The organism is Bacillus sp. Pc3 (genome assembly GCF_000815145.1).
In the GTDB taxonomy this organism is placed as follows: domain Bacteria; phylum Bacillota; class Bacilli; order Bacillales; family Bacillaceae; genus Bacillus; species Bacillus velezensis.
The window spans coordinates 373,247-390,364 of sequence record NZ_CP010406.1 but is presented as its reverse complement, the minus strand read 5'-3'; the positions used below and the strand labels follow the sequence as shown (position 1 = coordinate 390,364).

Sequence of the window (17,118 nt, the reverse complement as noted above, 5' to 3'; positions counted from 1 at the left end):
TCTTCATGATGTATGATTTTACATTTTTTAACGCAGTAAGGTGATGAGTGTGGCAAAGAAAAAACGGAAATCTAAAAAGAAACAAGAGAGTAAGCTCAATCTAAAATACGAACTAAGCGGACTGCTCTGTGTTGCAATCTCAATTATTGCTGTTTTGCAGCTCGGCGTTGTGGGACAGACATTTGTGTACTTGTTCCGTTTTTTTGCCGGAGAGTGGTTTATTTTATGCTTAATTGCGCTCTTCCTTCTCGGAATTTCGCTGTTTTGGAAAAAGAAGAGTCCAAGCCTTTTAACGAGAAGAAAGGCAGGGCTGTACTGTATTATCGCCAGTATATTGCTGCTGTCTCACGTGCAGCTCTTTAAAAATCTGTCTCATCACGGGTCGATTCGGTCGGCAAGTGTCATCGGCAACACGTGGGAGCTGTTTATGATTGACATGAAACAGCAGGCTGCTTCCCCTGATTTGGGCGGCGGCATGATCGGCGCGGTACTGTTTGCAGCTTCCCACTTTTTATTTGCATCAACGGGTTCACAGATCATGGCGATCGTGCTGATCTTAATGGGGCTGATTCTTGTAACGGGCCGTTCACTGCAGGAAACGCTCAAAAAGTGGACGAGCCCCGTCGGCCGGTTTATCCGCGGTCAATGGCAGGCATTTCTTGAGGATATGAAGACGGTCAGAACGAATATGTCTTCGCCGAAAACAAAAACAAAATCGGGCAAAAAACAAAAACGGGTTCAAAAGAAAAAAGAAGAGCCTGAACCGGAGGAAGAGGATGAGGAAATCATTTCGCCGATCATCCATTCAGAGCCGATTATTTCAAGCTTTTCAGACCGTCAGGAAGAGCCCGTCGAACCGCTGATTCCGGAAAAAACTCAGGAGGCTGCACAAGCGGTAAAAGATGAGCCTTCCGGCGGCGCTCAAGACAGTGGCGAAACGGCTGCGGCTCCGCCGATGACGTTTACAGAGCTTGAAAATAAAGATTATCAAATGCCTTCATTGGACATACTGGCTGACCCGAAACATACCGGCCAGCAGACCGATAAGAAAAACATTTACGAGAATGCAAGAAAACTCGAACGGACTTTTCAAAGCTTTGGCGTAAAGGCGAAAGTGACGCAGGTTCATCTCGGTCCGGCGGTCACAAAATATGAGGTGTATCCGGACGTCGGGGTCAAAGTCAGTAAAATCGTGAATCTGAGCGATGACCTCGCGCTCGCGCTTGCCGCGAAGGATATCCGGATCGAAGCGCCGATTCCGGGTAAATCGGCAATCGGCATCGAGGTGCCCAATGCTGAAGTTGCGATGGTTTCGTTAAAAGAAGTGCTTGAATCCAAGCTCAATGACAAGCCGGACGCAAAGCTTCTGATCGGCTTGGGACGAAATATTTCCGGGGAAGCCGTGCTTGCCGAACTGAACAAAATGCCCCACCTGCTCGTAGCGGGGGCAACGGGAAGCGGAAAAAGCGTCTGTGTCAACGGTATTATTACGAGCATTCTGATGAGGGCCAAACCGCATGAAGTGAAGATGATGATGATTGACCCGAAAATGGTTGAGCTGAATGTGTATAACGGCATTCCTCATCTGCTTGCGCCGGTCGTGACAGATCCGAAAAAGGCCTCGCAGGCTTTGAAAAAGGTCGTCAATGAGATGGAGCGCCGCTATGAGCTGTTCTCCCATACGGGTACGAGAAATATAGAAGGCTATAACGATCATATTAAGCGGTCAAATGCCGAAGAAGAAGTCAAGCAGCCTGAGCTGCCGTACATCGTCGTCATCGTTGACGAGCTTGCCGATCTGATGATGGTCGCTTCTTCCGACGTGGAAGATTCAATTACGAGACTTTCACAGATGGCGCGGGCGGCGGGAATTCATTTGATTATCGCGACACAGCGGCCTTCAGTCGATGTTATTACCGGTGTTATTAAAGCCAACATCCCGTCAAGAATCGCCTTCAGTGTCTCATCTCAGACCGATTCACGGACAATTTTAGACATGGGCGGCGCTGAAAAGCTTCTGGGGCGCGGAGACATGCTGTTTCTGCCTGTAGGCGCAAATAAGCCGGTGCGTGTGCAAGGGGCATTCTTATCCGATGAAGAGGTTGAGCATGTCGTTGATCATGTCATTACGCAGCAAAAAGCGCAGTACCAAGAAGAGATGATTCCGGAAGAAGTTTCGGAAACACACAGTGAAGTAACGGATGATCTCTATGACGAAGCGGTCGATTTGATTATCGGCATGCAGACGGCATCAGTCTCCATGCTTCAAAGGCGGTTCAGAATCGGATATACGAGAGCTGCCCGTCTGATTGACGCAATGGAGGAACGGGGCGTCGTCGGGCCGTATGAAGGAAGCAAACCGAGGGAAGTACTATTATCTAAGGAACAATATGATGAGCTCTCTTCTTAAAAAGGAGAGAGTTTTCACTGAAAATGATATCACCAAAATCATTCCTATTTATTTTTTTATCAAAACATGATATAGTTGTCCCAATTGTTCAATAATTTATGAAAGTGGTTTACGGAGGGGAAACATGTCTACAAAAGCTGACAATCGTCACTTGTATCTAAAAGTGATTGAGCGAATCAAAGAGGATATACAAAACGGAATTTACACCGAAAAGGAAAAGCTTCCTTCTGAATTTGAGCTTTCAAAATCAATGGGTGTCAGCCGGGCAACTCTGCGTGAAGCTTTGCGTATCCTTGAAGAGGAGCATGTGATTATCAGAAGGCACGGTGTGGGCACTTTCGTCCATACAAAACCGCTGTTTCTTTCAGGTATTGAACAGCTCAACAGCGTGACGAAAACGATTCAGCAGGCGAACATGGTGCCGGGTACGATTTTTTTGTCGTCTCAGGTCATCACGCCGTCTGATGAAGATATCGCTAGATTCCGGCTTGAGCCCGAGCAGGAGCTTTTTTATTTGGAACGCGTGAGAACGGCAAGCGGCACTCCGGTCGTTTACTGTTTAGATACGATTCCGATGCACATTCTGCCGAATTCTTTCTGTCATGAACAGGAGTCTATTTTTGATCTTTTGGAAAAAAACTCCGGATCTGTGATCAGCTATGCCGTTGCTGATATCGAACCGATCGGATATCACGATACGATTTCACCGGTTTTGGAATGCGAGCCGGAGACGGCGCTTTTATTGCTGAAGCAAACCCACTATAATCAGAATGATGAACCTGTGCTGTATTCATTAAATTATTTCCGGGCTGATAAGTTCAGTTTTCATGTTGTAAGAAAACGTTTTTAAGACAGACGCGTCATGTGTCTGTTTTTTTATTTGCCGTTTCAGTACATACTTTGTTTTCTGCAAGGCACAATAAAACAGGAAACAACCAAGTATAGTGAATGGGTGAATAAGTTGAGTAAGAAGAAAAATGGAACGAAAAATATCATTGCTCTGGCTTCTGTACCGCTCGTGATGACACTCGGGAATTCCATGCTGATTCCTGTGCTTCCGATGATTGAAAAGAAGCTGTCCATATCGTCTTTTCAAGTATCGTTAATTATAACGGTCTATTCGATTGTGGCGATTATTTGTATTCCGATTGCCGGATATCTGTCCGATAAATTCGGAAGAAAAAAGGTTCTTCTGCCTTGTCTTCTCATAGCCGGTGCGGGCGGAGCGCTTGCCGCGATAGCTTCCACCGCGTTCAAGCATCCTTATCCCATTATCTTGGCGGGGCGGGTGCTGCAGGGAATCGGTTCGGCAGGGGCGGCTCCTGTAGTGATGCCGTTTATCGGTGATTTATTCAAAGGGGATGATGAGCGGATTACCGCGGGGCTCGGCGATATTGAGACGTCTAACACTGCCGGGAAAGTAATAAGCCCGATTCTCGGTTCGCTCTTGGCTGCATGGTTTTGGTTTATGCCATTTTGGTTCATTCCGTTTTTTTCGCTCATCAGTTTTTTTCTCGTATTGTTTTTGGTGGCAAAGCCGGAGGAACAAAAAGAAGCGCCTTCTATTTCCGAATTTGTGAAAAATGTCGGCCGCATATTTAAGCGTGACGGACGCTGGCTCTTTACGGTTTTTATCATCGGCTGCGTGATTATGTTTTTGCTGTTCGGGGTTCTTTTTTATTTATCAGACTCACTGGAGAAGAAATACGGCATTGACGGTGTGGCTAAAGGAGCGCTTTTGGCAATCCCGCTTTTATTTCTATCCGTCAGTTCATATATAGCAGGCAGGAAAATCGGAAAAGACCAAGGCAAAATGAAGTTTTGCATCGTTTTCGGAATGAGTGCCGTGACACTGTCGTTTATCGGCCTATGGTGGAATCACAGTTTTTATTTATTATTTATCTTTTTGTGTGTCAGCGGTATCGGTATCGGAATGGCATTGCCGGCTTTAGACGCTGTCATCACAGAAGGCGTAGACAACGAGGAATCGGGAACCATCACCTCATTTTATAACAGCATGCGGTTTATCGGAGTAGCGGCGGGACCGCCGATCTTTGCTGCCCTGATGTCAAATGCAGGCTGGCTGATTTTTATTTTATCCGCTTTTTGCGGCATTGTGTCTGTATTTTTAGCGCTGTTAAATATCTCATCACAAGCAAAAGAAAAAAAGGAATCATTAAAGACGGTGTAATCTGCACTGTCTTTTTTTATTTTATTTTGAAGATTGACATGATACCGTCAAGTCGTTATTCTTTTTAATAGTTAAACATATTAACTATCGGAAGGAGGGGGAAAAGGTGCATGAAGAAAAAGTAAAGCAGCTGATTCAGCGTTATTCCGATGTATACCTGCACGTCTTAAAAAAAATTGACAGCATTATCGCTGAAAAAGTGAACAAAGAACTGACATTGGATCAATATTACATCCTCCGCTATATTATGCTCAATCCGGATTGCAAATCAATTGAACTGGCCGCGGTGTGCCACGTCAATAAAAGCGCCATTACATCTATGACGAACCGCCTGTATGAAAAAGGCTACATCAATAGAGAACGCAGCCAAAGCGACCGCCGGAGCATACTTTTAAATGTCACGGAAAAGGGGACGGAAGTATTTCACCGTGTGGAGCGGCGGATTGAGGAACTCGTCCGATCATATATTATGTATTTTGATGAAGACGAGGCGGAAATGTTCGTAAATACATATGAAAAATTATATCGATTGATGATGACTGAGGAGGATCAGCAGACATAATGAAAAACATTATCCGAGCCCGCTGGATCATCGCCGCGGTGTGGGTCGCCGCAACGGTGATATTTATGCTTACAGCGCCTGATATGGCTGAATTGACACGGGAGAAAGGGCAGATTTCCGTACCGGACGGATATTCCTCTTCTTACGCCCATGAATTGCTTGATGAAATGTCTGATTCCGATGCACCGTCTTCTTCTGCCGTCATCGTATTTCACGAAAAAGGCTTAATGACAGACAAAAAAAATCGTCTGGAAGAAGCCGTCAGCACTTTGTCTGAACATAAAAAAGCGCTTCAGATTAAAACGGTGACTTCATACTTCGGGGAGAAAAATGACGATATTAAAAAACAGCTGCTCTCAAAAGACAGACAAACGATGCTCGTTCAGCTGCAGCTTGATACATCCAAAAACGATATCATCGAAATAAAAAATAAAATTGATAAAGAGCTGAAACCGTACGGCGTATCATACGGCATTACAGGCCAATCGCTGATCGACGAAGATGTGTTAAAAAGCTCACAGGACGGCTTGAAAAAGACTGAATATATAACGGTCGCTTTTATCCTGATCGTGCTGATCCTTGTATTTCGGTCAGTGGTCGCTCCGTTCGTGCCGCTTTTATCAGTATTGATATCTTATTTAGTCAGCCAGTCGATTGTCGCATTTTTAGTCGATCAGCTGAATTTTCCGCTCTCAACTTTTACTCAGATTTTTATGGTTGCGATTATGTTCGGGATCGGCACAGACTACTGCATTCTGCTTCTCAGCAGATTTAAAGAAGAGCTGTCGCATGGCGCTGATATAAGAGAAGCGATCGTCGTCACCTACAAAACGGCCGGAAAGACGGTTTTGTACAGCGGCGGTGCGGTGCTGATCGGATTTGCCTGCATCGGATTTGCGACATTTAAGCTGTATCAGTCGGCAGCGGCCGTTGCGGTCGGTGTCGCGGTGCTGCTGCTTGCGCTCATGACGATCGTGCCGTTTTTTATGGCTGTTTTAGGAAAAAGCCTGTTTTGGCCTGTTAAGGGCGATATTTCGCATCCTCAAAGCAAAGCATGGGAATCGTCAGGGCGGTTTTCATTTAAAAGGCCGCTCATCAGTCTTGCAATCGTTGCGGTATTCACCGTCCCGCCTATCCTTCTTTACAAAGGGTCGCTGTCTTACAACAGTCTTGACGAAATCGGGGATAAATATGAATCCGTCCGCGCGTTTAATACGATTTCAGACGCATTCGGCCCGGGAGAACTTCTTCCGGCCACAGTCGTCATCAAAAATGATGAGACATTAAATACCGAAAAACACCTGATTGATATCGAAAAAATCAGCAGAGAACTTGAAAAAACAGAGGGTGTAAAAACGGTCAGAAGCGCCACGCGCCCCGCTGGAAACGGATTGAATCAATTATTTGTCACAAATCAGGCAAAGCAGCTTCAAGAAGGGCTTGATAAAGGCAATACAGGACTTGAAAAAATCACGGACGGATTAGGGCATGCCGCAAAGTCGTTAGCTGATTCACAGCCGCAGATCGAAGAGTCGGGCAAAAGCGTCAATCAGCTTATTGACGGAACATTGTCTCTGAAATCCGGGCTTTCTGATATAGGAGAAAACCTGAATAAACTGCAGGCTGGCGTGAACGAGAATAAAGCCGGCGTCGCCCAGATGAGAAAGCGGATTGAAGAGCAAAAACAAATGCTGACTTCACAGCTCAAACAAAACAGCGGTCTCGCTTCAGAAACGCAAAACGCTTTAAAATTGGTAAAAACCGTCCTGCCGATGAAAGATGAAGCCAGCAGACAGCTTGCCGATTTGAACAAGCAGCTTGCCCGGCTGCCGTTTGCAAAATTGGAAGCGTCAATACCGTCAGTCAAAACCGATCCCTCTTACCAAGAAATCAAATCGGCCTTTACGGGTGTACAGTCAGCCGTTTCCAAGGCAAACGCGGATGCAGAAGCGTTTTCTAAACAGGTCGACAGTCAAAAGGCTCATCTGCAGCAAGCGGAAAAACAATTTGCCCGACTGGCAGCCGCTCAGAAGAAGATTGACACTCAAATTAACGCAATGATCAACGGTCTGACCAGTATTGAAAACGGTCTGCAGCAAGTGTCAGACGGACAGGGGGCTCTCGCAGGACAAATGCCGCGCCTTGAATCGGCGGCAGGACAGCTCGCCGAGGGCCAGAAAAAAATGAAGAGCGGTCTCGGTGATTTTTCTTCCCGGCTCAGCGAACTTTCTTCCGGCCTTAACGACAGTGTAAAAGGGCTTAAGAAAGTATCAAGCGGCATGATGGGGGCGAATGATTACCTGGGTGAGCTTCACAAGGCGTCAGACAAAGAAATGACAGGCTGGTTTGTGCCGAAAGACGCGTTGACAAACAGTGATTTCACAAGCGTGTTTAATACGTACATGTCAGATGACAGAAAAACGACAGAATTGACCGTCGTTCTTGATAACAATCCTTACTCAAATACGGCCATTCAAGATATTCAAGCGATCAAAGCGAGCGTAAAAAGGGCCATTCCGAACACGGATCTGAAGAATGCTTCCTTCGGCGTTTCGGGAGTCTCCAGCATGAATGCCGATCTGAAGGAAGTATCGGATTCAGACTTCAAACGGACGGCCATGTTTATGCTGGCGGGAATTTTTCTGATTCTCATCGTGATGCTGCGCTCCCTCATTATGCCTGTTTATTTAGTGGCGTCGCTCGTACTGACGTATTTCGCATCCATCGGCGTGACGGAATACATCTTTACACACTTCTTCGGGTATCCGGGCGTAAACTGGGCCGTGCCGTTCTTCGGCTTTGTCATTTTGATGGCTCTTGGCGTGGATTATTCCATCTTTTTAATGGACCGCTTTAATGAGCTGAAAAAAGAAGGAACGGAACCCGCAATGATCAGCAGTATGAAAAATATGGGTTCCGTCATCATTTCTGCGGCCATTATTTTAGCGGGAACCTTTGCGGCCATGCTGCCGTCAGGCGTTCTTTCCTTATTACAGATTGCAACCGTGGTATTAACAGGCCTTCTCATGTACGCAATTGTCGTCCTTCCGTTTTTTGTACCGGTCATGGTGAAAATATTCGGAAGAGCCAACTGGTGGCCTTTCAATTTGAAAAAATAACGTTCAATGCCTCTGCCTGTTTTCGGGCAGAGGTTTTTTGTTTCCTTATAAATCCTCCAGTTGATATAATTACATCTGCGCACTCTTTTTTGCGAATGCTGAAATTTGGTCATAATACATACTATGAAAGAATGAACGAAGGAGGTTTCACATGACTTACGTAAATGAAATGAAGTCAAAGCACGGCGGGATCACCGCCCACATCGTAAAGACCGAGAAATTTAAAACCGTTTCGCTGACGTTTAAAATGCTGGCTCCTTTAACGAAAGAGCTCGTAACAAAAAGGGCGCTGTTTCCGCATGTGCTTCTGCGCGGAACAGAAAGCCGCCCGAAAACCGCTGATCTGCGGTCTTATTTTGATGAGCTGTACGGCACATCCGTTTCAGCTGATCTGACAAAAAAGGGAGAACGTCATGTCATTACGTTCAGACTTGAGATTCCTAATGAAAAGTATCTGAAGGACCGCACACCGTTATTGGAAAAAGGCCTTCAGCTTTTATCAGAGCTTGTCTTTTCGCCCGCTTTGGAAAACGGCGCCTTCCTGCCCCTTTATGTCACGCAGGAAAAACGGACGCTGAAACAGCGGATTCAAGCCGTATATGATGATAAGATGAGATATTCTAATCTGCGTCTCGTTCAGGAAATGTGCAAAAGCGAACCGTATGCGCTTCACGTCAACGGCGAGTTCGATGATGTTGAACACATTACACCGCAAGATTTGTATGAAGCCTATCAAAAAGCCATACGCGAAGACCAGCTGGACCTGTACGTCATCGGCGATGTTGATACAGATCAGGTGAAAACGGCCGTTGATACGTATTTTAAAACGGAAGAACGGGAGCTGCAGCCTTTTGAAAGAAGCGCGGCGAATGAACAGCCCGATCCGAAGGAAGTCATTGATGAAGAGGACGTCAAGCAGGGCAAGCTGAATATCGGATTCCGGACCAATACGACATATACAGATCCGGATTATCCTGCATTGCAGGTGTTTAACGGGCTGTTCGGAGGTTTCTCTCATTCAAAGCTGTTTATAAATGTCCGTGAAAAAGCGAGCCTCGCCTATTATGCGGCCTCAAGGGTGGAAAGCTTCAAAGGGCTTTTGATGGTCATGTCGGGCATTGAGGTGAAAAATTACAAGCAGGCCGTCACCATCATTGAAGAACAGTTTCAGGCTATGCAAAACGGTGACTTTTCAGAAGATGATATCGCCCAAACGAAAGCCGTTATTAAAAATCAAGTATTAGAAACGATTGATACGGCATACGGTTTAGCGGAATTTCTGTATCAGCAGGCCTCAGCCCAAGTAGAGATACCGATCGAAAAATTCCTTGACAATATCGAGAAAGTGACAAAAGAGGACATTATCAATGTCGGAAAGAACATTAAGCTGGATACGACTTATTTCTTAAAAGGGACGGGGGGAGCATCTTGACTAAACCGATAAACTTCGAACAGCTTCAGGAAACGCTGTATCATGAAAAAATGGCAAACGGCCTTGATGTCTATGTGCTGCCGAAACAGGGCTTTAATAAAACATACGCTGTGTTTACGACAAAGTACGGTTCCATTGACAATCAATTCGTTCCTTTAAATAAGGAAGAAATGGTACACGTCCCTGACGGAATCGCGCATTTTCTGGAGCATAAACTGTTTGAAAAAGCGGACGGCGACGTGTTTCAGGACTTCAGTAAGCAAGGGGCGTCGGCAAATGCCTTTACATCATTTACACGAACCGCTTATCTGTTCTCCAGCACTTCTAATGTGGAGAAAAACCTGGAAACACTCATAGATTTTGTTCAGGACCCGTATTTCACGGAAAAATCAGTTGAAAAAGAAAAAGGCATCATCGGCCAGGAAATCAATATGTATGATGATAATCCGGATTGGCGGCTGTTTTTCGGCCTTATCGAAAATATGTATAAAGACCACCCCGTGAAAATTGACATTGCCGGGACGGTGGAGAGCATCTCTCATATTACGAAAGATCTGCTGTATGAGTGCTATGAAACGTTTTATCACCCGAGCAATATGCTGCTCTTTATCGTCGGTCCCGTAGATCCTGAAGCGGTCATCAGCCAGGTGCGGGAAAACCAGGAGAAAAAGCCGTTTACAGACCAGCCTGAAATCAAACGTGAAGAAGTTCAGGAGCAGGAAGCGGTTTTCCGCCGGGAGCAGGAATTAAAAATGAACGTGCAAGGCTCAAAATGTCTGGTCGGTTTAAAGGCGAAAGACCCTTATAAAACGGGGCAGGAGCTGTTGAAGCACGAGCTCAGCATGAACCTCATGCTTGAATGTCTCTTCGGAAAAAGCTCACCGCATTACGGTGACTTGTACGACAAAGGCTACATTGATGAGACCTTCAGCTTTGATTACACGGCTGAATACGGATTCGGTTTTGCCTCTGTCGGAGGAGATACACCGGAGCCGGATAAGCTCGCTGACGAATTAAAACACATGCTGCTTGATGCAGCATCAGCCGTGACTGCGGAAAAACTTGATCTTGCGAGAAAAAAGAAGATCGGGTCATTCTTAAAAGCGCTCAATTCGCCTGAATATATCGCCAACCAATTCACACGCTACGCCTTTTTAGATATGAGTCTGTTTGATGTCGTAACCGTACTGGAGCAGATTACGCTGGATGACGTAAAGCGGGTCATTGAAGAAGAAATATCAGAAGACAGGCTGACAGTCTGCAAAGTCGTGCCAAAATCATAACAAAAACATCCCTCACGCCCTGAGGGATGTTTTTCTGGGGAAAGAAGGAGTATTGATTGATGAAACAGACAGCGCTCGTAACCGGAGCAAGCGGCGGAATCGGACAAAGTATAAGTGAAGTCCTCGCAAAAAACGGATATGACGTCCTCTTGCATTATCATTCTAATAAGGAAGCCGCACACAGGCTTGCGGAAAGGCTGAGCACATCATTCGGCGTAAAAGCCTCCGTTATTCAGGCGGATCTGTCCTCACCGGATGGCGCGGAGACACTCAGCCGTTCCGTTAAGCAGCCTGTGGATGCTCTGGTATTAAACAGCGGCAAAAGTCATTTCGGCCTGATTACGGACGTTACGGATGACACGGCGCGGGAGATGGTGCAGCTGCATGTAACGAGTCCGTTTTTTTTGGCGCGTAATCTGATGCCCGGCATGATCCGGAAAAAAAGCGGGGGCATCGTCGCGATCGGTTCCGTCTGGGGAGAAACAGGCGCATCGTGCGAGGTATTATACAGCATGGTCAAGGGAGCGCAGCATTCGTTCGTCAAAGCGCTTGCCAAAGAGCTTGCTCCGAGCGGCGTCCGCGTGAATGCAGTCTCGCCGGGTGCCGTTGACACAAATATGCTTGATCAGTTCACGTCTGATGAAAAAGAAGCGTTGGCAGAGGAAATTCCCGCGGGCCGGCTGGCAAAGCCGGAGGAAATCGCCGAAGCGGCGGCCTTTTTATTATCGGACAAGGCTTCCTATATTACGGGGCATATATTATCCGTAAACGGCGGCTGGCACTGCTGAAAAAATGTGTGTATAGTTTGCATCTGTACGGACAAAATAATTTTGTAACAACAGATGAAATGGAGGAACCCAACATGTCAGTATTAGAAAACTGGGATAATTGGAAGAATTTCCTTGGTGACAGATTGAACTATGCGCAGGAAAAAGGGATGAGTGATGAAACGATCACTGACCTCGCTACAGAAATCGGCGGTTACCTTGCGAACGAAGTCGACTCGAAAAACCATCAGGAAAAAGTGCTTGCTGATCTTTGGAGCGTTGCTTCTGAAGATGAACAGCGCGCCATCGCAAATATGATGGTGAAGCTTGTTGAAAATAACAGCACTCATTAAGAGGGGGGATTTCTCCTCTCTTTTTTTATGTTTTCCTCTATAGAGCAACATTCTTCTTTCTAATTAGAGAAAAATGTTTTATGATAAAGGAAGGTAAAAATTTGCCACAATGGAGGGGGTATATCATTTGGCAAAGCTCGAATGGTATTTTGAATATGAAATTCAAGTGAACCGCCCCGGCCTGCTCGGGGATATTTCATCTCTTCTCGGGATGCTGTCAATTAATATTGTCACAATTAACGGTGTCGACCTTTCCAGAAGGGGAATGCTGCTCAGATGCCGGCATATAGATCAAATTAAACGATTGGAATCAATTTTAAAAACAATGGAGACCATTAAAGTAACGAAGCTGAGAGAACCGAGGCTTCGCGACCGTCTCGCAGTCCGCCACGGAAGATACATTCAGCGTGATGCCGATGACAAAAAAACCTTCCGTTTTGAAAGGGACGAGCTCGGTCTTCTGGTTGACTTTATGGCCGAGCTGTTTAAAAAAGAAGGGCACAAACTGATCGGAATCCGGGGAATGCCGAGGGTCGGAAAAACGGAGTCCATCGTTGCGTCAAGCGTTTGTGCCAGCAAAAGATGGCTTTTCGTATCATCAACGCTGCTAAAACAAACGATCCGGAGCCAGCTGGTTGCCGATGAATACAGCACGGAAAACGTGTTTATCCTCGACGGCATCGTTTCGACAAGACGGGGATCTGAGCGCCATCTTCAGCTCGTCAGTGAAATTATGCGGCTTCCGGCGACAAAGGTCGTGGAGCACCCCGATATTTTTGTTCAAAATTCGGAGTATACGCTCGATGATTTCGATTATATTATCGAACTCAGAAATGATCCTGACGAAGTTATTACATATGAACATGCAGAAGAACCGCAAATATTTGATCAGACCGGTTTTTCAAGCTTTGATTTTTAATATTGGAAGGTGTTTGTTGTGACAGAATTAGCAATCCGGCTTAAAGAAGCCAGAGAGGAAAAAGGGATGTCATTGGATGAACTCCAGGCGGCGACGAAAATTCAGAAAAGATACTTAACCGCTCTGGAAGAAGGCAATTATGACGTCATTCCCGGCAATTTTTATGTGCGGGCGTTTATCAAGCAATACGCTGAAGCTGTCGGGCTTGATTCAGATCAGTTATTTGAAGAATATAAAAAAGACATCCCTAACACGTACCATGATGATGTGTCGGAAAAAATCTCCGGTCTCGCCATGCAAAGGGAGCTTCCTAAGTCCGCTTCAAAGGCGGCGGAATGGCTTCCGACCGTCCTTGTCGTCATCGGTGTCATTATCGTCATCGCGATCATTTATGCGATTATTCAGCTCGGAATGAGCAAATCCGGGCAGACAGATGGAGATAAGGCAGTCACCCAAAGTGAGAGCAAGTATGAGATTCCTAAGGATTCTGCGCTGAAAAACGACGGCAATACAAATGACGAAGCGCAATCTGACAGCAAAAAAGACAAAAAGGACACAAAAGCGTCAGAGCAGAAGAAAGAAAAAAGCAGTGAAAAGACGGAGATCAAAGCGGCCGGAACGGAAGGCTCGGCTTCTTCATACAACGTCTCCGGGGCAGATAAGTATAAGCTTGAACTGATTGCTTCTGACAGCGCATGGATCCGCGTCCGTGATGACAGCGGCGGTTCTTTAAAAGAAGGAACGCTGCAAAAAGGCGAAACCTTTAAAAAAGACGTCACGGATCAAAAGCAGATTGAAATCCGCACGGGCTATGCCCCTAACCTGAAAATTAAAATCAACGGAGAGGTTCTGTCCTATGAACTCAATCCGCATGATGTGATGGCGCAGACCATCACAATCAAGATGAAAAAATAAAAGGGGAAAAGTCATCTGAACGATTAAGATGACTTTTTCTTCACGTCCGAGTACATATATTGGAGGGGCTTTATGTTTAACTTACCGAATAAAATCACACTGGCAAGAATCGCTTTAATTCCTGTATTTATGATTATCATGCTTGTTCCTTTTCAGTGGGGCAGCGTTCATATAGGGGATGAATCGATTCCGGTCGCGCATCTTACGGGAGCTGTTTTGTTCATTATCGCATCAACGACTGACTGGGTGGATGGCTACTATGCCAGAAAACTGAACCTCGTGACAAACTTCGGGAAATTTTTAGATCCGCTGGCTGACAAACTGCTGGTGTCCGCGGCATTAATTACGCTTGTGCAATTTGACCTTGCGCCGGCGTGGATGGTCATCATCATCATCAGCCGCGAATTTGCCGTAACGGGATTAAGACTTGTGCTGGCGGGAACGGGGGAAGTTGTAGCCGCCAATATGCTGGGGAAAATTAAAACATGGGCTCAGATCATCGCTGTTGCCGCGCTTTTGCTGCATAATCTTCCGTTTGAGCTCGTTTCTTTCCCGTTCGGCGATATCGCTTTATGGGTGGCCGTGCTCTTCACAGTCATTTCCGGCTGGGATTATTTTGCGAAGAACTGGGATGCGTTAAAAACATCTAACTAAGAAAGAAGGACTTAAAGATGGAAATAGCAAAAAAAGCAGAAATCATTGCAGTCGGCTCGGAGCTTCTGCTCGGCCAGATCGCCAATACGAACGCGCAGTTTATCAGTAAAGAGCTGGCGGAAATCGGTGTGAACGTGTTTTATCATACCGCTGTCGGTGACAATCCGGAGCGGCTTAAGCAAGTCATCCGCATTGCCGAAGAGCGCTCAGACCTGATTATTTTTTCAGGCGGCCTCGGACCGACCAAGGACGATTTGACGAAAGAAACCATTGCAAACACACTGGGGCGTCCGCTCGTTCTGAATGACGAAGCATTCCGGTCGATCGAAGAATATTTCGCGAAAACAAAACGGACCATGTCGCCGAATAACCGCAAACAGGCGCTCGTCATTGAGGGCTCAGACGTTTTGGCGAATCATTTCGGCATGGCGCCGGGAATGCTTGCAGAGCACGGCTCAAGGCTTTATATGCTGCTTCCCGGGCCGCCGAGCGAGCTGCGTCCGATGTTTGAAAATGAAGCGAAGCCGCTGCTTCTTAAAAAGCTCGGTTCTAATGAGAAAATCGTTTCAACCGTGCTGCGGTTTTTCGGAATCGGTGAATCCCAGCTTGAAGCTGATTTAGAAGATATCATTGATGCGCAGACGAACCCGACGATTGCGCCGCTCGCTGCTGACGGAGAGGTCACGCTGCGTTTAACGGCGAAACATGCCGACGAAAAAGAAACAGAACGGCTTTTAAAAGAAACGGAAGCCGCCATTTTAGAACGTGTCGGTGAATTTTTCTACGGATATGATGATACGTCTCTGGTGAAGGAGCTTTCAAAAGCATGCAGACAAAACGGAATTACGATTTCTTCTGCCGAAAGCTTTACAGGCGGCCTGTTTTCAGAGTGGGTGACTGATTTAAGCGGTGCGTCTCAACTATTTGCAGGGGGCGTTGTCTGTTATTCCGACAGCGTGAAACAGCATGTGCTCGGCGTGAAAGCTGAGACGCTCGCAGAAAGCGGAGCGGTCAGCAAAGAGTGTGCGAAAGAGCTTGCAGCCGGTGTGAGAAAGCTGACCGGAAGCGATATCGGCATCAGCTTTACCGGGGTGGCGGGTCCCGACCCGCAGGAAGGGCATGCGCCGGGCCGCGTCTTTATCGGCATTGCGGCGGAAGGAAAAGAAGAGGTGCACGAATTTAACTTTGCCGGCTCAAGAACCGGAATCAGAAAGCGCGCCGCTAAATACGGCTGCCATCTCATTTTGAAAATGCTGGATCAAAAATAAAGTTTTAAAGAGGCGTTTTCTCTGATTTTTAAGTTTTACAAGGGAAATTATGCTCTTTTGCAGAAAAGCGAACGCGGAAAAAATCCGAATATGCGTTCGCTTTTTTCTTGGCAAATGCCAGTAAACAAGGTATAGTATATGTAGTGGCAAGATAAAGGAGGAAAAAATAAATGAGTGATCGTCAGGCAGCCTTAGATATGGCTCTTAAGCAAATAGAAAAACAATTCGGCAAAGGTTCCATCATGAAGCTCGGAGAAAAAACGGATACAAGAATTTCAACGGTGCCAAGCGGTTCCCTTGCACTTGATACCGCTCTCGGAATAGGCGGATACCCGCGCGGACGGATTATTGAAGTATACGGACCTGAAAGCTCAGGTAAAACGACTGTAGCGCTTCACGCAATCGCTGAGGTTCAGGAAAAAGGCGGACAGGCAGCATTTATTGATGCTGAGCATGCTCTTGATCCTGTTTACGCGCAAAAGCTCGGTGTCAATATCGAAGAGCTTCTGCTTTCTCAGCCGGATACGGGAGAGCAGGCGCTAGAGATTGCTGAAGCGCTGGTGCGAAGCGGCGCTGTTGACATCGTAGTCGTTGACTCTGTTGCGGCGCTTGTTCCAAAAGCTGAAATTGAAGGTGACATGGGTGATTCACACGTCGGTTTACAGGCGCGTCTCATGTCTCAGGCGCTCCGTAAGCTTTCCGGCGCCATCAATAAATCTAAAACAATCGCAATCTTTATTAACCAGATTCGTGAAAAAGTCGGCGTTATGTTCGGAAATCCGGAGACGACACCGGGCGGCCGCGCGCTGAAATTCTATTCTTCCGTGCGCCTTGAAGTGCGCCGTGCCGAGCAATTAAAGCAGGGCAACGACGTGATGGGGAATAAAACGAGAATTAAAGTCGTAAAAAACAAAGTCGCTCCTCCGTTCCGTACGGCTGAAGTGGACATTATGTACGGTGAAGGAATCTCCAAAGAAGGGGAAATCATCGACCTTGGAACTGAACTGGATATCGTGCAAAAAAGCGGTTCGTGGTATTCTTATGAAGAAGAACGCCTCGGTCAGGGCCGTGAAAATGCCAAGCAGTTCTTAAAAGAAAATAAAGACATCATGCTGATGATTCAGGAACAAATCCGTGAACATTACGGTTTGGACAATAACGGTGTTACGGAAAAATCGGAAGAAACTCAGGAAGAGATGGAATTAGAAGAATAAAAACACGATCAAAAGGGCGGAATAAGCAATT

Annotated in this window: 14 protein-coding genes; all 14 read left to right on the top strand. The window is 46.3% G+C overall.

Translation table 11 applies throughout. The features are described from left to right. Positions 1-49 precede the first annotated feature (49 nt). The 14 genes from SB24_RS01380 to recA all read left to right on the top strand — a co-directional run bounded on the left by SB24_RS01380 (position 50) and on the right by recA (position 17,087). Positions 50-2,410: an FtsK/SpoIIIE family DNA translocase gene (locus tag SB24_RS01380; protein ID WP_015417491.1), complete on the top strand. Its 2,361-nt coding sequence runs from the start codon at positions 50-52 to the stop codon at positions 2,408-2,410. A 124-nt stretch (positions 2,411-2,534) separates the two neighbouring features. Next, positions 2,535-3,260 (top strand): GntR family transcriptional regulator, encoded by a 726-nt coding sequence (locus SB24_RS01375; protein WP_007409813.1) that lies wholly within the window; start codon positions 2,535-2,537, stop codon positions 3,258-3,260. Between the two features lie 171 nt (positions 3,261-3,431). Next, the gene (locus tag SB24_RS01370) at positions 3,432-4,601 is read left to right on the top strand and encodes a bacillibactin exporter BcbE (RefSeq protein WP_311379459.1); all 1,170 of its coding nucleotides are present in this window, start codon (positions 3,432-3,434) and stop codon (positions 4,599-4,601) included. Between the two features lie 106 nt (positions 4,602-4,707). Then, a complete protein-coding gene (locus tag SB24_RS01365; RefSeq protein WP_003154157.1) occupies positions 4,708-5,163 on the top strand; it encodes a MarR family winged helix-turn-helix transcriptional regulator in 456 nt (151 codons plus the stop codon). Then, entirely contained in the window at positions 5,163-8,282 is a 3,120-nt protein-coding gene (locus tag SB24_RS01360) for an MMPL family transporter (RefSeq protein ID WP_039251481.1), read from the top strand. The genes SB24_RS01365 and SB24_RS01360 overlap by 1 nt, the downstream gene beginning before the upstream one ends. A 151-nt stretch (positions 8,283-8,433) precedes the next feature. Then, complete coding sequence (yfmF, locus tag SB24_RS01355; RefSeq protein ID WP_015417495.1) at positions 8,434-9,714, top strand: EF-P 5-aminopentanol modification-associated protein YfmF; 1,281 nt, start codon at positions 8,434-8,436, stop codon at positions 9,712-9,714. Further along, complete coding sequence (gene yfmH / locus SB24_RS01350) at positions 9,711-10,997, top strand: EF-P 5-aminopentanol modification-associated protein YfmH (protein ID WP_039251479.1); 1,287 nt, start codon at positions 9,711-9,713, stop codon at positions 10,995-10,997. Before yfmF ends, yfmH begins: the two co-directional genes overlap by 4 nt. Before the next feature lie 59 nt (positions 10,998-11,056). Further along, positions 11,057-11,785, top strand: a complete 729-nt coding sequence (gene ymfI, locus SB24_RS01345; RefSeq protein WP_039251477.1) for an elongation factor P 5-aminopentanone reductase — start codon at positions 11,057-11,059, stop codon at positions 11,783-11,785. A gap of 74 nt (positions 11,786-11,859) precedes the next feature. Further along, positions 11,860-12,117: a DUF3243 domain-containing protein gene (locus tag SB24_RS01340; protein WP_003154150.1), complete on the top strand. Its 258-nt coding sequence runs from the start codon at positions 11,860-11,862 to the stop codon at positions 12,115-12,117. 127 nt (positions 12,118-12,244) lie between these two features. After that, entirely contained in the window at positions 12,245-13,036 is a 792-nt protein-coding gene (locus tag SB24_RS01335; protein WP_007409819.1) for a DUF3388 domain-containing protein, read from the top strand. 18 nt (positions 13,037-13,054) lie between these two features. Then, positions 13,055-13,951 carry a helix-turn-helix domain-containing protein gene (locus SB24_RS01330; RefSeq protein ID WP_007409820.1) on the top strand — a complete coding sequence of 299 codons (897 nt, stop codon included), beginning with the start codon at positions 13,055-13,057 and terminating at the stop codon, positions 13,949-13,951. Between the two features lie 72 nt (positions 13,952-14,023). After that, the gene (pgsA, locus tag SB24_RS01325) at positions 14,024-14,605 is read left to right on the top strand and encodes a CDP-diacylglycerol--glycerol-3-phosphate 3-phosphatidyltransferase (RefSeq protein WP_007409821.1); all 582 of its coding nucleotides are present in this window, start codon (positions 14,024-14,026) and stop codon (positions 14,603-14,605) included. A 17-nt stretch (positions 14,606-14,622) separates the two neighbouring features. Further along, positions 14,623-15,873, top strand: coding sequence for a competence/damage-inducible protein A (locus SB24_RS01320; RefSeq protein WP_039251473.1), 1,251 nt, complete (start codon positions 14,623-14,625; stop codon positions 15,871-15,873). Between the two features lie 170 nt (positions 15,874-16,043). Next, positions 16,044-17,087, top strand: a complete 1,044-nt coding sequence (recA, locus tag SB24_RS01315; RefSeq protein ID WP_039251470.1) for a recombinase RecA — start codon at positions 16,044-16,046, stop codon at positions 17,085-17,087. Positions 17,088-17,118 lie beyond the last annotated feature (31 nt).